At 41.5% G+C, this 20,085-nt stretch carries 17 protein-coding genes; 15 read left to right on the plus strand and 2 right to left on the minus strand.

Annotated features, from left to right (window positions below):
- Nucleotides 1-4: 4 nt before the first annotated feature.
- The 9 genes from EFT72_RS02225 to EFT72_RS02265 all read left to right on the plus strand — a co-directional run bounded on the left by EFT72_RS02225 (nt 5) and on the right by EFT72_RS02265 (nt 12,599).
- A complete protein-coding gene (locus EFT72_RS02225; RefSeq protein ID WP_124065192.1) occupies nt 5-1,009 on the plus strand; it encodes a glycosyltransferase family 2 protein in 1,005 nt (334 codons plus the stop codon).
- On the plus strand, nt 999-3,191 hold the full coding sequence (locus EFT72_RS02230) for a glycosyltransferase family 2 protein (RefSeq protein ID WP_124065193.1): 2,193 nt from the start codon (nt 999-1,001) through the stop codon (nt 3,189-3,191). The genes EFT72_RS02225 and EFT72_RS02230 overlap by 11 nt, the downstream gene beginning before the upstream one ends.
- A 1-nt stretch (nt 3,192) precedes the next feature.
- Nucleotides 3,193-4,176, plus strand: a complete 984-nt coding sequence (locus tag EFT72_RS02235) for a glycosyltransferase family 2 protein (RefSeq protein WP_124065195.1) — start codon at nt 3,193-3,195, stop codon at nt 4,174-4,176.
- Nucleotides 4,177-4,279: 103 nt separating this feature from the next.
- The gene (locus EFT72_RS02240) at nt 4,280-5,698 is read left to right on the plus strand and encodes an undecaprenyl-phosphate glucose phosphotransferase (protein ID WP_124065197.1); all 1,419 of its coding nucleotides are present in this window, start codon (nt 4,280-4,282) and stop codon (nt 5,696-5,698) included.
- 36 nt (nt 5,699-5,734) lie between these two features.
- Nucleotides 5,735-7,537 (plus strand): LCP family protein, encoded by a 1,803-nt coding sequence (locus EFT72_RS02245; RefSeq protein WP_124065199.1) that lies wholly within the window; start codon nt 5,735-5,737, stop codon nt 7,535-7,537.
- Nucleotides 7,538-7,718: 181 nt separating this feature from the next.
- Nucleotides 7,719-9,080, plus strand: coding sequence for a trypsin-like peptidase domain-containing protein (locus tag EFT72_RS02250; RefSeq protein ID WP_124065201.1), 1,362 nt, complete (start codon nt 7,719-7,721; stop codon nt 9,078-9,080).
- Nucleotides 9,081-9,241: 161 nt separating this feature from the next.
- Entirely contained in the window at nt 9,242-10,729 is a 1,488-nt protein-coding gene (clpX, locus tag EFT72_RS02255; protein ID WP_124065203.1) for an ATP-dependent Clp protease ATP-binding subunit ClpX, read from the plus strand.
- Nucleotides 10,730-10,788: 59 nt separating this feature from the next.
- Nucleotides 10,789-11,256, plus strand: a complete 468-nt coding sequence (lspA, locus tag EFT72_RS02260) for a signal peptidase II (RefSeq protein ID WP_124065205.1) — start codon at nt 10,789-10,791, stop codon at nt 11,254-11,256.
- A gap of 86 nt (nt 11,257-11,342) precedes the next feature.
- Nucleotides 11,343-12,599 carry a hemolysin family protein gene (locus EFT72_RS02265; RefSeq protein WP_124065206.1) on the plus strand — a complete coding sequence of 419 codons (1,257 nt, stop codon included), beginning with the start codon at nt 11,343-11,345 and terminating at the stop codon, nt 12,597-12,599.
- Between the two features lie 57 nt (nt 12,600-12,656).
- On the opposite strand, the gene EFT72_RS02270 is transcribed toward EFT72_RS02265, so the two are convergent.
- Entirely contained in the window at nt 12,657-13,016 is a 360-nt protein-coding gene (locus EFT72_RS02270; RefSeq protein WP_124065207.1) for a TIGR04086 family membrane protein, read from the minus strand.
- A 182-nt stretch (nt 13,017-13,198) separates the two neighbouring features.
- Between EFT72_RS02270 and scfA the strand changes: the two genes are divergently transcribed.
- The 6 genes from scfA to EFT72_RS02300 all read left to right on the plus strand — a co-directional run bounded on the left by scfA (nt 13,199) and on the right by EFT72_RS02300 (nt 19,280).
- On the plus strand, nt 13,199-13,345 hold the full coding sequence (scfA, locus tag EFT72_RS02275) for a six-cysteine ranthipeptide SCIFF (RefSeq protein WP_097003442.1): 147 nt from the start codon (nt 13,199-13,201) through the stop codon (nt 13,343-13,345).
- Between the two features lie 131 nt (nt 13,346-13,476).
- Entirely contained in the window at nt 13,477-14,871 is a 1,395-nt protein-coding gene (scfB, locus tag EFT72_RS02280; protein WP_124065208.1) for a thioether cross-link-forming SCIFF peptide maturase, read from the plus strand.
- A gap of 18 nt (nt 14,872-14,889) precedes the next feature.
- Nucleotides 14,890-17,043 (plus strand): protein translocase subunit SecD, encoded by a 2,154-nt coding sequence (secD, locus tag EFT72_RS02285; RefSeq protein ID WP_124065209.1) that lies wholly within the window; start codon nt 14,890-14,892, stop codon nt 17,041-17,043.
- Between the two features lie 15 nt (nt 17,044-17,058).
- Nucleotides 17,059-18,201: a tRNA guanosine(34) transglycosylase Tgt gene (gene tgt / locus EFT72_RS02290; RefSeq protein WP_124065210.1), complete on the plus strand. Its 1,143-nt coding sequence runs from the start codon at nt 17,059-17,061 to the stop codon at nt 18,199-18,201.
- 96 nt (nt 18,202-18,297) lie between these two features.
- Nucleotides 18,298-18,594, plus strand: a complete 297-nt coding sequence (gene yajC, locus EFT72_RS02295) for a preprotein translocase subunit YajC (RefSeq protein ID WP_124065211.1) — start codon at nt 18,298-18,300, stop codon at nt 18,592-18,594.
- Nucleotides 18,595-18,788: 194 nt separating this feature from the next.
- Entirely contained in the window at nt 18,789-19,280 is a 492-nt protein-coding gene (locus EFT72_RS02300; RefSeq protein WP_124065212.1) for a MarR family winged helix-turn-helix transcriptional regulator, read from the plus strand.
- Here the strand turns inward: EFT72_RS02300 and EFT72_RS02305 are convergent.
- Nucleotides 19,255-19,986 (minus strand): SDR family oxidoreductase, encoded by a 732-nt coding sequence (locus EFT72_RS02305; protein WP_124065213.1) that lies wholly within the window; start codon nt 19,984-19,986, stop codon nt 19,255-19,257. The two genes, EFT72_RS02300 and EFT72_RS02305, sit on opposite strands and share 26 nt — an antisense overlap.
- Nucleotides 19,987-20,085: the final 99 nt, after the last annotated feature.

The raw sequence follows: 20,085 nt of genomic DNA on the forward strand, positions 1-20,085 counted from the left end.
ACAGATGAAAACAATTAGCATAATCGTTCCCTGTTATAATGAGGAAGAAAACGTGGAAGCCTTGCACCAGGCTATTTTGGGTGTGTTTCAATCAGATTTAAAAGAGTACGGGTATGAACTGATTTTTATTGATAATGATTCCTCGGATAGAACCAGAGATATCATTCGAGATATTTGCAAAAAAGACCAGGGAGTGAAGGGGATTTTTAATGCTAGAAATTTCGGGCAGTTTAATTCCCCCTATTATGCCATGCTTCAGTCCTCTGGAGACTGCACCGTCTTAATGGCAGCAGATTTTCAAGATCCGGTAGACATGATCCCTAGATATGTAAAGGAATGGGAGAACGGGTATAAAATAGTCATTGGGATAAAGAAGTCCAGCAAAGAAAGTAAGATCATGTACTGGTTGAGAACCTGTTATTATAAGATCATTAAGAAACTTTCTGATGTGGAACAGATCGAGCATTTTACTGGATTCGGGCTTTATGATAAAAAGTTCATTACCGTTTTAAAAGAATTAGATGATCCCACTCCTTTTTTAAGGGGGATTGTGGCTGAACTTGGATTTAAGAGAAAAGAGATCCCATATGAGCAACCCAAAAGGCGGGCAGGTATTACAAGCAACAATTTTTACCGGCTCTATGATGCCGCCATGTTAAGTGTGACTTCTTATACAAAAGTGGGACTTAGACTGGCGACCATAATCGGTAGTATCTTTTCGTTTGCCAGTATGTTGGTGGCTCTCATCTATCTGGTGCTAAAACTTCTATACTGGGATCGTTTCCCCGCAGGCATGGCGCCTGTTCTAATCGGCATGTGTTTTCTGGGATCAGTACAGATTTTCTTTATTGGTCTGGTTGGAGAGTACATTCTTTCTATTAATGCCCGTATTATGAAACGCCCTCTTGTAATCGAAGAGGAAAGAGTCAACTTTACCTGCGGTGAGGTAGAAGAAAGAGAGAATGTTCTTTTAGCAGCCGCGTCCATGGAGGATGGGAATGAAATATAAGATAGACGTAGCACGAATCCGGGAAAATTCCATTGTCTTAAATGGCTGGGTGATTGGAAAAGAGTTGGACGATGAAGTGGAATTTCAAGTCATGGATGGACAGGAAAATCCAGTGGAGTATAAATACGTTCCAGTAAAGCGGGACGATGTCAGTCAAATTTATTTTAAAAAGACAGTAAAGAAGGATTTAGGATTTGATATCAGAATTCCCTACATTCGTGATAAGAGGGGAGATCGGATCTTAATAATCCGATGTAAGAATCAGACCGCCAGAATAAAACTAAATACAGACATTATTGAAAAGTGGAACCGTTCTGCACATAAAAAGAGCATGAAATTAAAAAACATGCTGAATATGCAGACATTTGCATCTGCGTTGGATTTCTATAAAGAGAATGGATTAAAAGCACTGTGGGTAAAATCAAAGCATAAGCTTCATGGAATTGACAGCGATTATGATTATCCCGAATGGGTGGAACTTACAAAGACCACACAAGAGGAACTGGAACAGCAGAAAAAAACTAGGTTTGAATACATGCCAAAACTATCTGTCGTGGTGCCAGCTTATAAGACGCCAGAGCGGTTTCTTTCTGCAATGCTTGAGTCTCTTCTTGCGCAAACCTATGTCAATTGGGAGGTCTGCGTGGCTGATGGAAGCCCAAAAGGGGAGGGGGTTGAGCGGGTTCTAAAACGCTATGCCTTAAAAGACGAACGAATCCGTTATGTGATCCTTGGTGAGAATCTAGGGATTGCCGGCAATACCAATGCTGCCATGGAGATGGTTTCCGGAGATTTTATCGTATTGGCAGATCATGATGATACGTTGGCAGCAGATGCATTCTTTGAATGTGTGAAAGCGATTAATCTGGATCCAGAGATCGACGTGGTCTATACCGATGAGGATAAGTTAGATATTGATGGAGGAGAATTGTTTGAACCTCATTTTAAACCGGATTTTAACCCCGAGTTATTAACCAGCGTGAACTATATTTGTCATCTGTTTGTGGTGAGCCGGGAACTTAGCCTTTTAGTAGGTGGGTTTCAGGAAGCGTTTGATGGAGCACAGGATTACGATTTCATTCTTCGCTGTACGGAAAAGGCAAGAAAGATCTATCATGTGCCTAAGGCGCTTTATCATTGGCGCTGTCATCAGGATTCCACGGCAAGCAATCCAGAGAGCAAACTATATGCCTTTGAAGCCGGAGCAAATGCCATCAAAGCACATTATGAGCGACTGGGAATTCGGGTGCGCTCTGTGGAAAAAGGGGTGGATTACGGAATCTATCATTCTGTGTTTGAGATTGAAGGAGATCCATTGGTTTCTATTATTATTCCCAATAAGGATCATACGGCGGATTTGGATTTATGCATGCGTTCTATTATAGAAAAATCAACGTTTCAGAATTTTGAGTTTATTATAGTAGAAAATAACAGCACGAAGCCAGAGACGTTTGCCTATTACGAAGAGATTCAGAAGGAGTTTGAGTATGTTCGCGTGGTGACCTGGAAGAAAGAGTTTAATTATTCTGCTATCAATAACTTTGGGGTGACTTATGCAAAGGGAGAGTACTTACTGTTTTTAAATAATGATACGGAGATCATTCAACCCGAAAGTTTATGCGAGATGTTAGGATACTGCCAACGAAACGAAGTCGGTGTGGTAGGGGTCAGATTGTTGTATTCTGACGATACCATACAGCATGCCGGAGTGGTGGTTGGGTTTGGCGGCATTGCCGGACACACCTTTATTGGACTTCATAAGGCGGAAAGCAGTTATTTTAATCAGGCTATGTGTGCAAGGAATTACAGTGCCGTGACAGCGGCTTGTATGATGAGCAAGCGGTCGCTCTTTGATCAGGTAGGTGGATTTTCCGAAGATCTGGCGGTTGCATTTAATGACATCGACTATTGCATGAAGATCCGATCCTTAAACAAGCGGGTGGTTTATAATCCGTATGCTCTTTTTTATCACTATGAATCAAAATCCAGAGGGTTGGAAGACACACCGGAAAAAATAGAACGCTTTCACCAGGAGATCAAAACATTTAAAGAGAAATGGCCGGATATTTTAATAGAAGGAGATCCTTATTATAATCCGAATCTGACGCTGCGCAAATCCAATTTTGCACTTCGGGATTTAAAAAAGGAAAAAATCGGCGAACCCTATCGGTTAGAGGTATAATATGCAGAAAAAAGTAACCATCATCATTCCCAATTACAATGGATTGCGTTTCATGGAACCCTGTTTTCAGGCACTTAAGGCCCAAACGGAACAGAATTTTGAGCTTCTTGTGGTGGACAATGGTTCCACCGATGGAAGCATTGCGTGGTTAAAAGACCATGAGATCCCTTCCATATTTCTACCGGAGAACACAGGTTTCTCCGGTGCTGTGAATGTAGGAATTAAAAAAGCCAGTACCACTTATGTGATCTTATTAAACAATGATACGGAACCAGAACCTGATTATGTCGAAGAGATGGTACATGCCATAGGCCGTTCGAAAAAGATCTTTTCTGTCAGCAGTAAGATGATACAGCTTTACAACAAAGACAAGATGGATGACGCAGGAGATATGTACAGTGTACTTGGCTGGGCATTTCAAAGGGGCGTGGGACAAAAAAGTTCTGGTTATCAAAAACCTTGCCGAGTGTTTTCTGCTTGTGCCGGTGCCGCTATCTATCGGAGAGAAGTGTTTGAAAAAATCGGTGGATTTGATGAATCACATTTTGCTTATTTGGAAGATATTGATATCGGGTACCGGGCAAAGATTTATGGGTATGAGAATGTATATTGCCCAAAGGCAGTGGTTTATCATGTGGGGAGTGGAACCAGTGGTTCCAAATACAATTCCTTTAAAGTTCGACTTGCAGCCAGAAATAACGTCTATTTAAACTATAAAAACATGCCGGCCCTGCAGCTTCTTTTTAATTTATTTCCGATCTTATTGGGAATCGCTGTTAAATATTTTTTCTTCCGCAAAATTGGATTTGCATCTGATTATGTAGAAGGGTTGAAAGAAGGAATCAAAACAGCAGGAAAAACCAGGAAAATTTTGTTTAAGCCCTCTCGGTTTTTCCGTTATCTTAGGATTGAAGGAGAATTAATTCTGGGAACCTTTTTCTATATCTGGGAATTTTTAAGAAGAAAGCTATTAATTGACAGTTGATATTAAGAATATTTTAATGGCATCGGATTCATATATCATGTATAATATACGAGAAATTATCATGGGAAAGAAATGTGCAGTGCACGAATGGAAGGTTTAAGCTATGATAAAGGATAATCAGAAAAAATTCAACGGATTTCATGTAGCACTTGATGGAGTGGTTATAGTACTAGCTTATCTAGTTGCCTGGCTGCTGTTACTGTTAGGCAACCGGATTTTCAGCCCCGAAATAAATGTTTTGGCACCCCAGTATTATTTTGCGGCGCTTCTGATTCTGGTGCCTATGTACCTGTTGCTTTACGGCTTTTTCCATCTGTACGCACCGAAGAGAGTTCAGGCAAGGCGGTATGAATTTAGTAATATTTTAAAAGCAAACCTTCTGGGAGTTCTCTTGTTTACTCTGATCTTGTTTCTGATCAAGAAGAATCCTTATTTTAAATATTATTCCACCAGAATGGTTTTCTATTTTTTTGCCATTAATATTATTCTAGAAACCATAGAACGGAATCTGATTCGTCAGATCCTCCACTCCATGCGCACGAAGGGATACAATCAAAAACATATCCTCTTGATTGGCTACAGCCGTGCTGCGGAAGGGTTTATCGACCGGGTCCTTTATAGCCCGGAATGGGGATATCAGATCAAAGGGATTTTAGATAATACAAAGGAATGGGGAGCCTCATATAAAGACATTCATGTAATTGGTAAATTAAACGATTTAGATGAAATCCTAAGTCTCAATTCCTTAGATGAGATTGCCATTACCTTAAGCATTAGTGAATACGCAGATTTGGAACGAATTGTAGCTTCCTGTGAAAAATCAGGGGTTCATACAAAATTTATACCAGATTATAACAACATGATTCCTACAAGACCTTTTATTGAAGATCTTCAGGGTCTGCCAGTCGTCAATATACGAAGAGTACCACTTACGGATCCGGTTAATGCGTTAGTTAAGCGGGCGGTGGATTTATTCGGTGCAGCCGTTGCGTTGATCGTATTCTCGCCTGTGATGTTACTCACAGCTGTGTTAATTAAGCTGACGGCACCGGGACCTCTTATCTATAAACAGGAGAGAGTTGGACTTCATAATAAGTCCTTTTCTATGTATAAGTTCCGCTCCATGGTGGTACAAGCTCCATCGGAAGAACGGTTAAAGTGGACCACCCCTCATGATTCCAGAGTGACTCCAGTCGGGCGTTTTATTCGAAAAACCAGTATTGATGAGATGCCTCAGTTTTTCAATGTTTTACGGGGGGACATGAGTTTGGTTGGACCAAGACCGGAGCGGCCTCTTTTTGTTGGTAAATTCAAAGAAGAGATTCCCCGTTATATGATTAAACATCAGGTTCGTCCTGGCATCACAGGCTGGGCTCAGGTGAATGGATTCCGTGGGGATACTTCGATTACGAAACGGATTGAGCATGATCTGTATTATATAGAAAACTGGACCCTTGGATTTGATTTCAAAATCTTGTTCTTTACTGGATTCAAAGGGTTTATTAATAAAAATGCGTACTGATTTCAGTTATGGCATAGTTAGGATGAGGAAGATTAGATGAAAAACGAATTTGACGATGAATTAAATCGTGATCCAAAGAATAGGGGAACACGCAATACCGGCCCCCAAGACCAAAGACCCCGGTTCAAGAAAGAGCAACAAGAGCCTATGTTCCGTGGTCAGCAAAGAAGACAACCCTCATCCGGAGGGCAGACAACTTCAAGAACCCGTGGCTCGTCAGATGGAAAACTGGTGATTGGGGATGGAAAAACCAGGCAACAGTCAAGAATTGCGGCCCAGGAAAAAAACGCGGCGAACAGTCGATCGGCAGCGCAGGCAGCAAAAAAAAGAAAAATTCGCCGTTTTATTATTCTTGCTGTTTTTGAACTCTTTACCCTAGGCCTTATCTTTTCATATGCCTATGCACAAAGATTAATGGGATCCATTATAAGACCTGAAAATTTTAATGAAGATCAAGTACGAAACGAAGATTTGTCACAAGAGCAGAAAAAACATATGACTGGTTTTCGTACCATAGCGATTTTTGGAGTAGATAGCCGGGATGGCAATGTAAACCGGGGAACCAATGCGGATGTGATTATGATCTGCAATATTAACCGGGAGAATGGAGAGATCCGGTTAGCATCAGTTTTTCGAGATACATATCTAAATATTAATGATAGAAATACCTACAACAAAATCAATTCTGCCTATGCCAACGGGGGGGCTTCCCAGGCATTGGCTGCATTAAATAAAAATCTGGATTTGGATATCAGCGAATACGTAACGTTTAACTGGAAGTCGGTTGCAGACGGTATCAATATGTTAGGCGGAGTGGATATCGATATCAGCAAACCGGAATTTCGCTATATCAATTCCTTTATTACGGAGACGGTTAAGAAAACCGGAGTTCCTTCGGTGCACTTAAAGTCTGCGGGTATGAATCATCTAGATGGGGTACAAGCAGTTGCTTATGCCAGACTCCGAAAGATGGATACCGATTATGCCAGAACCGAACGCCAGCGCCTTGTCATTGAGAAGTCGTTTGCAAAGGCAAAAAAAGCGGATCTTGGATTGTTAAACCGAATCTTATTAATGGAGGTAGAACAAGTTGGTTCTAACCTAACCTTCAGCGATTTTACCGAATTGCTGTTGGATATAAACAAGTATCATATAGGAGAAACGGGAGGGTTTCCATTTGCCAGAGGAGATCTGCGTATGGGCAAAAAGGGAGATTGTGTTATCCCCCAGACCCTTGAGACCAATGTAGGTCAGCTTCATAAGTTTTTATTTGGAAAAGAGAATTACCAAGCGTCAGCTATGGTGAAAAAAATCAGTGCAAAGATCGCAGCCGATTCCGGAATGTATAAAAAAGGAACCAGCGTGGATCATGTGCCAACAGACAAAGGTTATGTTCCGGATAAAACAAAAGAGGAAACAAAGAAAGAGACGACGGAGGCGGATGAGACCAAAGCAGAAGATTCTTTGGAGGGAGAGACAGATGAATTTGGTTTCCCAGTGAGTACAACAGAGTCTTCTGATAACAGTAAAAATCCAACCAAGGAAACAAAACCAGGCGAAACATTACCCTCAGAGTCTACTTCCGGTCACGAAAAACCGTGGGAGACACAACCGACAAAACCAGATGGAAAGCCAGGAGAGACGAAGCCGACAAAACCGGGAAATACAAATCCAACACAGGAAACGCAGGGGCCAGGCACGGAGGAAACTACGGCAGAAACGAAAGCCACAGAGACAACAAAAGCCAATTATGGGCCAGGGACAATCGATGAGACTTTCCCAGTACAACCAGGCACGGATCAGGCGGCTCCAGTCGTTCCTGCTCCTCCCATGAATTAAAATAAGATAAATACAAATACTCCGTATAGAACGCTTAAAAGAAGCTGTTTTATGCGGAGTATCTGCATTTCACATATTCAATATAGATTTGTCACAGAATGATCACATTTCATTGATAAACTTTGAGTATAAAATAAATGAAACCAAACAAAACCAATAAACAGGAAAGGAGATTGATTCTATGTACGACGAATTTGAAAACAAAGATACGGGTCGTATCAATCCTGAAGAGCATAAAGATGAAACAGTCACTCCTCATTATCAGGAATATCAATATCAGAACCCCACACAAGCCCAATCATATGAGGCTGGAATGAAACCGAAAAAAAAGAGAGGGTTTTTAAAAAAGGCAGCAGGTTTGGCGGGAGCAGCCCTGGTCTTTGGAATTGTGGCAGGAAGCACGATGGTTGGGATCAACTGGGCAGCAGGCGCCTATGCAAACCAAAGGTCAGTTGAGATCGGCCGTGCACAGACCATATCTCCCACCGTATCAGATAATAGTGTCACGGCTTCGAACACTTCAAAGGTTACTACCTCCAATGACGTTTCTGCCATTGTAGATAAGGCCATGCCATCGGTGGTTGCCATCACAAGTAAGGTGGTCTATGAAAGCCAAACCTGGTTTGGTCCGATGCAGCGGGAAGGGGAAGGAAGTGGTTCTGGGATTGTTGTAGGCAAGAATGACGACGAACTTTTAATTGTCACCAACAATCATGTGGTACAGGGAGCACAAGAATTAAAAGTGACCTTTATTGATCAGGTTGCAGTGGATGCAGCCATCAAGGGAACCGATGCAGATAGTGACCTTGCAGTAATTGCAGTTCCACTAAAAAACATTTCATCGGATACACTTTCTAAGATTGCCGTTGCTTCCATGGGAGATTCAGACCAATTAAAAGTGGGCCAGGGAGTCATTGCCATCGGGAATGCATTGGGATACGGGCAATCGGTAACGGTAGGATATATCAGTGCACTGGACCGTTCAGTTCAAACAGAAGACGGAACCAACCGAGATTTACTTCAGACCGACGCAGCCATAAACCCAGGTAACAGTGGTGGTGCTTTGATCAATATGTTAGGAGAAGTGGTTGGAATCAATTCAGCCAAATACTCTTCCACAGAAGTGGAAGGTATGGGATATGCAATCCCCATATCAAAAGCGCAGAAAATCATAGATACACTCATCACCAAAGAAACAAGAAAACAAGTTGCAGATAAGGACCAGGGATATTTGGGCATTCAGTGTAAGAATATTGATGCATCTACAAGTCAGCAGCTTGGTATGCCTCAGGGAGTCTTTATCTATAAGATTGTAGAAGGAGGCGCAGCCTCTAAGTCGGATCTTAGGGAAAAAGATATCGTCACTAAGTTTGACGGACAGGGAGTTCGAACTTATGATGATCTAACCGGTATGCTCAAATATTATAAAGGAGGAACCAAGGTGACTTTGACGGTACAGTCTCTAGAGAATGGGCAGTACGTAGAAAGAAATGTAGACATTACACTTGGCAGTAGACCAGTGCAGGAGAATCCTCAAGAATAAATCGATAAGCGAGAATGAAAAATCCCCTCCTTTCAGTATGAAATTATAACTGGAAGGGGGGCTTTTTCATTCTTCCTATTTGTAAAAAAAATCTAAAGTCCTAGTCTGCACTTGTAGGAGTGTTTTAAATGCTTTATAATAACTTTGTATGGTAGTATAAAATGAAACACAAAGGAGAACGTAGTTTGGACGATAAAGATGTGATAGAAGAATCAATCAAAGAATCAAATACAAATCAGTCCGATTCCCATAAGAAGAAAAAAGAAGATGACGATCAGGAATATGAGAAGATTTGTTATGTCTGCCGACGGCCGGAGAGTAAAACAGGTCCCATGGTTTCCATGCCAGGGGATATGTGTCTTTGTCATGACTGTATGCAGAAGGCGTTTGATTCCGTAACCAGCGGTGGAATGGACCTATCAAAGATATCTAGTATGCCATTTATGAACTTAAATTTAAATGATTTAGGGAACCTAAACCAGAAGGATTTTGAGATTCCAAAGAAACAAAAGGTAAAAAAAAGGTCAGAGAGTGCACCCAAGCAGCAGTTGGAATTAAAAGACATGAAAGCGCCCCACATCATTCGTCAGAAATTAGATGAATATGTGATTGGTCAGGAACAGGCGAAGAAAGTGATTTCAGTGGCTGTTTATAATCATTATAAAAGAGTTTATCTTGTGAATCAAGAGGAGAAGAAAGAGGAGAAGAAAGAGGAGAAAATAGAGGAAGAAACCGTTGCAATTGAAAAATCCAATATATTGATGATTGGACCAACGGGAAGCGGTAAAACATATCTGGTTAAGACTCTGGCGAAGCTGCTTGATGTTCCCCTTGCCATTGCGGATGCCACCTCCTTAACCGAAGCCGGATACATAGGCGATGACATAGAAAGTGTGATATCCAAGCTTCTTTCTGCCGCAGACAATGATGTGGAAAAAGCGGAGAGAGGGATCATCTTTATTGATGAGATTGACAAAATTGCGAAAAAGAAAAATACAAGCAGCCGGGATGTGAGTGGAGAGTCGGTACAGCAGGAGCTTCTAAAACTATTAGAAGGCAGTGCAGTAGAGGTTCCTGTAGGTTCAAACCAGAAGAATGCCTTAACGCCTATGACAACCGTGCGAACGGAAAACATTCTATTTATTTGCGGCGGTGCGTTTCCAGATCTGGAGGATATCATAAAGGAACGATTAAAAGAAAAATCATCGATTGGATTTTCGGCAGTCTTAAATGATCAGTATGAGAATGAACCTGATATTCTCACCCATGTAATTCATGAGGATCTAAGAAAATTTGGTATGATACCGGAATTTTTAGGACGACTTCCCATTACCGTAACGCTTGAGTCTCTCACAAAAGAGCTCTTGACCCGGGTGTTGAAGGAACCAAAGAATGCCATATTAAAACAATATCAAAAGCTTTTGGAGCTAGATGAAGTGAAACTTTCCTTTGAAGAGGATGCACTGGAATGGATCGCAGAAGAGGCACTGAAGAAAAAGACAGGTGCGAGAGCCTTGCGTGCCATCATTGAGAACTTTATGCTTGATATTATGTATGAGATTCCAAAAGATCCGGGGATTGGTTCTGTTGTGATTACAAGAGCTTATTTAGACAAAATCGGCGGACCTATGATTCAGATGAGGGGATAGTGTAATCAGGGATAAAATTCTTCTTTCGGTAGGATAATGAAGAGGAAAGGAGTGAGCGTATGATATTTATGGGTATAATTGCTTTACTGGCAGCTCTGGATCTTTTGATAAAAAAGATAATAGAAGAACAAGAGGAGTCTGAATTCCCCAAGGAACTTCATAGAAGTGGCGGTAAGATTATGTTATATCAAAACCGCAATTCTGGATTTTCGTTTGGGTTTTTAAAGGAACATCCGGGACTTGTTCGGATGATACCCCTTGCCGCTGCCGCCTTTCTTGGTGGTATGCTGGCTGGTCACCTTCAGCATAAAGGAAGAGTTGCAGATAAGATTGGACTGTCCATTTTATTGGGCGGTGCAGTCAGTAATTTATATGACAGATTGGCGCGGCATTATGTTGTGGATTATTTCAGCATTCAATGTGGAAAATTGAAAAAAGTTGTGTTTAATCTTGGAGATTTCTTTATCTTTCTGGGTGCCGCAATCTTGTTCGCTGCAGAAATTGTTCGGACCTTTCGGGAACGATAACACAAAAAAAGCGGCTGTATTCTTGACACAGCCGCTTAACTATTGTAAAATCAGTCTAAAATATGATAAATTAGGAGTTGATCTTTTTGGATTCAAGTGACTATTTACAGTTGCTTATGTTAGTTTTTTTAGTTGCATTATCATCCCTTTTCTCTTCGGCTGAGACAGCCCTAACCATGGTGAATAAGATTAAGATACGTACGATGGCAGATTCAGGCAGCAAGAATGCCATTACCCTTACGAAAGTGATGGAAAACCAGGGGAAGATGCTCAGCGCTATTTTAGTCGGGAACAATCTGGTGAATTTAACCGCTTCATCCCTGTCGACCACGCTGGTTATGAGTATCTGGGGGAATCAGGCCATCAGCATTGGAACCGGCATTCTTACTCTTGCAATTCTGGTGTTTGGTGAGATCTCACCAAAAACAATCGCAACGCTATACCCCGAAGCATTATCTTTAAGCTATGCAAAATTTATCTATATATTTATGATAATTATGACCCCGGTTATCTATGTGGTGCATGTGTTATCATCCGCATTTTTACGTTTGATTCATGTAAATCCCAATCGGAAGCAAGATGCCATGACAGAGGACGAGCTTCGTACAATTGTTGAAGTCAGTCACGAAGAGGGTGTCATTGAATTTGAAGAACGTAAGATGATCAATAATGTGTTTGATTTCGGTGATTCCGTTGCCCGTGACATTATGATTCCAAGGATAGATATGACACTGGTGGAGGTCAATGCTACTTACGATGAGATGATCGACACCTTCAAAGAAGAGATGTATACTAGGATTCCGGTTTACGAAGAAACCAACGATAATGTCATAGGAATCATTAATATGAAAGATTTTTTGCTGATGGATCACAAGGAAAACTTTCATATTCGTGATTTTTTAAGAGAGCCTCTCTATACATATGAGTACAAAAAGACAGCAGAACTCATGTTAGAGATGCGTCAGACATGCAACAATGTTGTGATCGTCTTAGATGAATACGGTGCAGCCGCCGGTATGATCACGTTAGAAGATCTTTTGGAAGAAATCGTAGGAGAGATTCGGGATGAATACGATGAAGACGAAGAAGATGAATTGATAGAGATTGCTCCTTCCACATATGTAGTAGAAGGTTCCATGAAGTTAGATGATTTAAACGACAGGTTGGATCTGGAACTGGAATCAGAAGATTATGATTCCATTGGTGGTCTGATTATCGGCCAGATCGACCGGTTTCCTCTAGAGGGAGAGGAAGTGGTCTGTCAGGGGATCCGCCTCGTGGTAGAAGAACTTGATAAGAACCGGATTGAGAAGGTACGGATGTATCTGCCCCTTTCCGAATAAGAAGGGATAAAACCCCGCCAGGCTGTATTTCCAAGTGTTACCTGACGGGGGTGGGGATTAACTTAGCATTCCTCCGGCTGTCCCACTGACGGCGCAGACGGCCATGGTAGTCAGAATCTGGTTTAAGGATCCGTTTATGCCTCGGTTCATCAAAAACGAGATGGCAAGCAGTATGACAAAATACAAAAGACCCAAAAGAAGACCCCAAAAGAACCGGCGTTGCCGGATGCTTTTGCCCATGAGCAGACCTCCGATCAGGCAGGATAGGATGTAGACAACATTGACACCTAACCGGATCTGATCTTCTTTTAACCGGAATCTATAAAGTCCTAAGGCCAGGACCACCAACAGAATTCCAGTCAATATGTAGGTGATGAGCAAGTTTCTAAGTGTGACCTGAAACTTTGATTTTTCCATTTAACTACTCCTTATGTCTTGTCTTATGGTTCAATATATTCAAGTGATGCAGGGGATATTCTTATATGTTTGTACCGGAAAAAGAAATTGGGCATCCTTTTGCAGGGGGGATAAATCTTGCACTCATGAAAAACATGTGGTATAATCTCAAAGAATTAGGTAAATACAGGAGGTGTTAGTTTATGAAACACGTAAAGACATTAAGTTCCAGTACATTAAAAGAATCCATGAAAAAGGGCGGTTGCGGTGAGTGCCAGACTTCCTGCCAGTCCGCATGCAAGACATCCTGTACAGTAGGAAACCAAAGCTGCGAGAACAGCAATCGTTAATAAAAACTGTATAGAACAGCCATAAGGCAGATGAGCATATGCCCCTACGGTCGTTATGACGGTAGGGGTTGCTTTGCTTGTTAAAATAAAACCATGAATGGTTCTAATCATTCATATGAAGGAGTATACCAGTGATTCATCAATATATTAATAATGGCTTCCATGTTATAATGGATGTCAACAGCGGTTCCGTTCATGCTGTAGATCCGGTTATGTATGATGCAGTCCGGATTGCAGCCGATCTGGTATCGGACCAAGAAGAACCTGCAGCACTACCAAACGAAGTAGAACGCAAAATCTTAGACCAGTTGTCAGATCAATATGGGGAGTCTGAAGTAAAAGAAGCGATCCAGGAGATACAGGCACTCATTTTAAAAGGCGAGCTGTTTACCAGTGATGTCTACCATGATTATGTGGTGGATTTTAAAAAAAGAAAAACCGTAGTAAAAGCTCTTTGCTTACATATTGCCCATGACTGCAATCTGGCCTGTAAGTACTGCTTCGCAGAAGAAGGGGAGTATCATGGACGCCGTGCACTCATGTCATTTGAAGTGGGAAAAAAGGCTTTGGATTTTCTTCTTACCAATTCTGGCAATAGAAAAAACTTAGAAGTGGACTTTTTTGGTGGGGAACCTCTCATGAATTGGGAGGTCGTTAAAAAACTTGTTGAATACGGACGCTCAAAAGAGAAAGAATATAATAAGAAGTTTCGATTCACTATGACCACCAACGGTGTGTTATTAAACGATGAAATTATGGAATACTGCAATCGGGAGATGAGCAATGTAGTATTAAGTTTAGATGGACGGAAAGAGATTAATGATCAGATGAGGCCATTCCGTAACGGAAAAGGCAGCTATGATTTAATCGTTCCTAAGTTTCAGAAATTTGCAAAGATGAGAGAAGACAAGGATTATTACATCCGTGGTACCTTTACCCGCAACAATTTAGACTTTGCATCCGATGTTTTGGAATTTGCAGATCTTGGTTTTAAAAGTATGTCCATTGAACCAGTGGTAGCACAGCCAGAAGAAGATTACGCCATTCGGGAAGAGGATCTTCCCCTTATCTTAAAAGAGTATGACGATCTGGCGGTGGAATATATCCGTAGACACAAAGAAGGAAAAGGATTTCAGTTCTTTCATTTTAATATTGATTTGCAGCAGGGACCCTGCGTTGCAAAACGATTGTCTGGATGTGGTTCCGGAACAGAGTATTTGGCAGTCACCCCATGGGGAGACTTTTATCCATGCCACCAATTTGTCGGAGAAGATAAATTTCTCCTTGGCAATGTAGATACAGGTGTGACCAACGCAGAAATCCGCGATGAGTTTAAACTTTGCAATGTTTATGCAAAAGATAAGTGTAAGGATTGTTTTGCAAGGTTTTATTGCAGCGGAGGATGTGCAGCTAACTCCTATAACTTCCATGGAAGCATAACAGATGCCTATGATATCGGCTGCGAAATGCAGAAGAAACGGATCGAGTGTGCTATCATGATCAAGGCGGCTCTGGCTGAAGAATAAAGATAAAGGAGAAAAGTCATGAAAAGTAACAAAGGCAAAGGTCTTATTGGGCTAATTTTTGCACTGGTTATGGTGGGAGTGTTCGGTTATTTTGGATTTACCACCATGGGAGACATTAAACTCGGACTCGATCTGGCAGGGGGTGTCAGTATTACGTATCAGGCAAAGGCGGACAAGCCTAGTGCCGAGGATATGAAAGATACGATTTACAAATTACAGCAAAGAGTTCAAAACTATAGTACGGAAGCAGAGGTTTATCAGGAAGGGGATAATCGAATTAACGTAGATATCCCTGGAGTATCCGATGCGAACGCAATATTAGAGGAACTTGGCAAACCAGGATCTCTTACATTTACCGATGAAACAGGAAAGACCATATTAAACGGAAATCAGGTGGCTACGGCCAAACCGGTGATCGCTGATGAGAACGGCATGAAGAAATATATGGTTGATTTAACCTTCACAGAAGAAGGAAAGAAGATATTCGGCGAAGCGACCACAAAGAATGTGGGAAAAAGAATCGCCATTGTCTATGACAGCAAAATTTATTCCAATCCTGTGGTTCAAGAACCCATTACCCAGGGACAGTGCCAGATCAGTGGCATGGATTCTTATGAAGAAGCGGAAACACTTGCATCCACCATACGAATCGGTTCCCTTTCACTGGAACTAGAAGAACTCCGTTCCAACGTGGTAGGTGCGAAACTTGGACAGGAAGCAATCTCAACCAGCTTAAAGGCAGGCGCAATCGGTTTTGGAATTGTTGCAATCTTTATGCTTATTGTATACTTAATTCCTGGCTTGGCTTCCGTCATTGCTTTGTCCATCTACGTAGGAATCATATTAATCTTACTGGCCGCCTTTGAAGTCACCCTAACCCTGCCTGGAGTTGCAGGTATCATACTATCCATCGGTATGGCGGTGGATGCCAATGTTATTATATTCACACGAATTAAAGAAGAGATCGGTTCTGGAAAAGTGGTTAAGACTGCGATACAGACAGGTTTTAGTAAGGCGCTGTCTGCCATTGTCGATGGGAATGTTACAACTTTAATTGCAGCAGCAGTGCTGTTTTGGAGAGGTTCTGGTTCCGTAAAAGGATTTGCCTCCACTTTGGCAATTGGTATTGTTCTATCCATGTTTACTGCTCTGTTTATCACAAGGTTTGTATTAGGCCGCTTGTTCTTACTGGGCATTGAAAATCCAAAGTTTTATGGCTCGAAAAAGGACAACAAAACGATCGATTTCTTGTCAAAAAGAAAAATATGGTTTGCGTGTTCCCTTGCGGTAATTCTTGTTGGCTTTGTTGGGTTGTATCTAAATCAATCTCAGACAGGAAGTATTTTGAATTACAGCATGGAATTTAAAGGCGGAACGTCTACCAATGTAACCTTTAATGAAGATATGTCACTGGATCAGATTTCTTCAAAGGTTGTACCTTTAGTGGAAGAAGTGACCCAGGATACAGATGTTCAGACACAGAAAGTAGCAGGTACAAATGAAGTTATCATTAAGACCAAGACGTTAACTGTGGAAGAACGAAAGTCTTTAAACAAATCTATGGTAGATAATTTTAAGGTGGAATCGGAGAAGATTACAGCCGAAAGTATCTCTGGTGCGATTAGCAAGGAGATGAAGCGAGATGCCGTTGTGGCTATGATTATAGCAACTATTTGTATGCTTCTCTATATCTGGTTTCGGTTTAAAGATATCCGATTTGCGGGAAGTGCGGTTCTGGCTCTGGTGCATGATGTTTTAGTGGTGCTGACCTTCTATGCGCTCTTTAAATGGTCCGTAGGTTCTACGTTCATTGCATGTATGCTTACCATAGTTGGATATTCCATCAATGCAACCATTGTAATCTTTGACCGAATTCGTGAAAATTTAAAGACACTAAATCGTCTAGAGCTTTCTGAAATCGTTAATATTAGTATTACACAGACCTTTACAAGAAGTTTAAATACTTCTTTTACCACATTTGTTATGGTATTTGTGCTGTATCTCATGGGAGTATCTTCGATCCGTGAGTTTGCTCTGCCACTGATGGTAGGGATCATATGCGGTACGTATTCATCTGTATGTATTACCGGTTCTCTCTGGTATGTTTTGAGCTTAAACAAGAACAAAAAAAGCCAGAAGGGGAAAACAGCTGCTAAGAAACAAATAAAATAAAAGTAAGGAAAGAAAATGAATTATAAAATCTTAGCCACAGACGGTCGGGCAAAGCAAGGTGAGCTTACCACCGTCCACGGTACGATCAAAACTCCGGTTTTTATGAATGTTGGTACGGTTGCTGCTATAAAAGGTGCAGTTTCTACAGATGATCTTCGTGAGATCAAAACGCAGGTAGAACTGTCCAATACCTATCACCTGCATGTTCGAACCGGAGATCAGGTAATCAAAGAATTTGGCGGTCTTCATAAGTTTATGAATTGGGATCGTCCCATTCTTACTGATTCAGGGGGATTTCAGGTATTTTCTCTCACCGGTCTGCGAAAGATTAAGGAAGAAGGTGTCTATTTCCAGTCACACATTGATGGACACCGGATCTTTATGGGGCCGGAGGAAAGCATGCAGATTCAGTCCAATTTGGCCTCTACAATTGCCATGGCATTTGATGAATGTCCACCGCATCCGGCCACGAGGGAATATATGCAAAACAGTGTGGACCGGACGACCAGATGGTTGGAGCGTTGTCGGTGTGAGATGGCAAGGCTGAAGACTCTGCCAGATACCATAAATCCAGATCAGATGCTGTTTGGAATCAATCAGGGGGGAACCTATGAAGATATCCGGATTGAACATGCAAAGACCATATCTGCTATGGATTTAGATGGATATGCACTGGGTGGCTTGGCGGTTGGAGAAAGTCATGAGGAGATGTACCGGATTCTTGATGAGACGGTACCTTATCTGCCGCAAGACAAGCCCACGTATTTGATGGGGGTAGGAACTCCGGCAAATATTTTGGAATCCGTGGAACGAGGGGTAGACTTTTTTGACTGTGTATATCCGTCCAGGAATGGACGGCATGGTCATGTATACACCAACCAAGGGAAGAGAAATATGTTCAACGCCAGATATGAACTTGACCACAGACCGATGGAAGAAGGGTGTCAGTGCCCAGCATGCCGCTCTTACAGCAGAGCGTATATCCGGCATTTATTAAAAGCCAAAGAAATGCTTGGCATGAGATTATGTGTCTTGCATAATTTGTACTTTTATAATACAATGATGGAAGAGATTCGCGATGCAATCGAAAATCATCGTTATGTGGAATACAAGGAACAGAAACTTTCTGGTATGAAAGTAGTAGAATCCGAGACATAATGTACGAAAAGCAGTAGGTGAAAAGCAGGACTGAAGGTTTCCTATACGGAGAAGGACAGGCAGGCGACGGATCTATATATGAAGGAGGAAATGGTTATGTTATTAGCAACAGGCGGTGGCATGGGCATGGGTTTCTGGGTGATTTACATCGCAGTAATCTTTGGCTTTATGTATTTTATCGCAATTAGACCACAGAAGAAAGAAAAGAAAAGGCAGCAGGAGTTGTTTTCAAACATAGCAGTTGGAGACAGCGTGCTAACATCCAGTGGATTTTATGGAGTGATCATTGATATGACAGATGATACAGTTATTGTTGAATTCGGGAATAATAAGAATTGTAGAATTCCTATGCAGAAAACAGCCATTGTTCAGGTTGAGAAACCAGAAATATAAAAAAACTACCCGGAAAAATTCCGGGTAGTTTTTTTATCTCATAGGACATTCTGTCTTTTTTTGAGTTCCAGCTTGACAATTATTCGATTCCGTATTATACTTCAAACGTATTTAGTTCAAAAATGAACTATCAGCAATTCGGAACTAAGAAACAGCATAGGACATTTGACATATGATTTAGTAAGGGTTCTATTATGAATTCTTTCACCGGATCACCAGGAGTAGAGATGAGAGAAGAAGAGATATACGTTCCTTTTTTTGCAAAAATAGATAAGATATGCCAGAAGGCATGCTGTCAGTCTGTGGCTGAATATGGTTTTACCCCCAATGAGATTTTAGTAATTATGTTTTTAGCTGACCATCAAGAGCGAAACAGCGCCACAGAGATTGCACAGTACCGAAACATCTCAAAGGGATTGATCGCAAAATCGGTGGAATCCTTATGCGAGAAAGCATATTTGACAACAGAACGAGATGCGTTTGACCGCAGGCTAGTACGCCTTAATTTGACTAGGAAAAGCCTGGAGGTGGTTCAACAGGTTAGACAGTGTAAAAGGAATTTGATGGAGGAAATTATAGCGGGGATTCCAGAAGAGGATCTAAACGTTCTTCATCGTACATCAAAGCGGATGGAGGAGAATTTAAGAGCGCTAAACGCTCCTAGATCCAACCACCATCCAGATTGATGATCTGACCCGTTAGATAATAATGATTCTCCCCCAGCTGACAGGCAAGATCACCAACCTCTTCTGGGGTGCCAAGTCTTCCAGCGGGAATTTCATCGATTAGTGCCTGACGTTCCTCTTTTTGAAGGAACTGATTCATCTCGGTATCAATGGCACCACAGGCGATTGCGTTGACCTGAATGTTACTAGGAGCCAGTTCCTTTGCCAGAGCTTTTGTAAAGGCATTGAGTCCACCTTTTGTGGTAGAATAGGCCACTTCGCAGGAAGCGCCACATACACCCCATACGGAAGAGATATTGATGATCTTTCCTTGCTTTTGACTCAGCATCAAAGGGATTGCCTGGTGACAGCAGTTGAAGGCAGACGTTAGATTGGTTCGAATTATTCGATCCCAGTCATCAATGTTCATATCCTGCAAAAGTCCCAGATAGGAAATTCCCGCGTTATTTACCAATACGTCAAGAGAACCATATTGGTTGCTTATTTGTGAAAAGAGTTCCTTACATTGGGCAGAATCGCCTATATCTCCTAAGTAGGAAAGGCAGGAGACACGAAAAGATTCCACTTCTTTTTTTGTCTGATTAAGAAGTTCTTTGCTATGAAGACAATTGATAATTACATGGTATCCTTTTTTTGCATAGGAGATTGCAATTGCTTTCCCGATCCCTCGGGAAGCACCGGTTACGAGTACAGTTTTACCAGTCATAAGATCACCCCTTTTGTTTGTTTATAATAATATTATTCTAACAAATCAGCGTACAGATTGCAATGTATGGATTTCCTAGTAAAGGAAAGGGGAGATAGA

It is taken from the genome of Clostridium sp. E02, assembly GCF_003833015.1.
In the GTDB taxonomy this organism is placed as follows: Bacteria; Bacillota; Clostridia; order Lachnospirales; family Lachnospiraceae; genus Lacrimispora.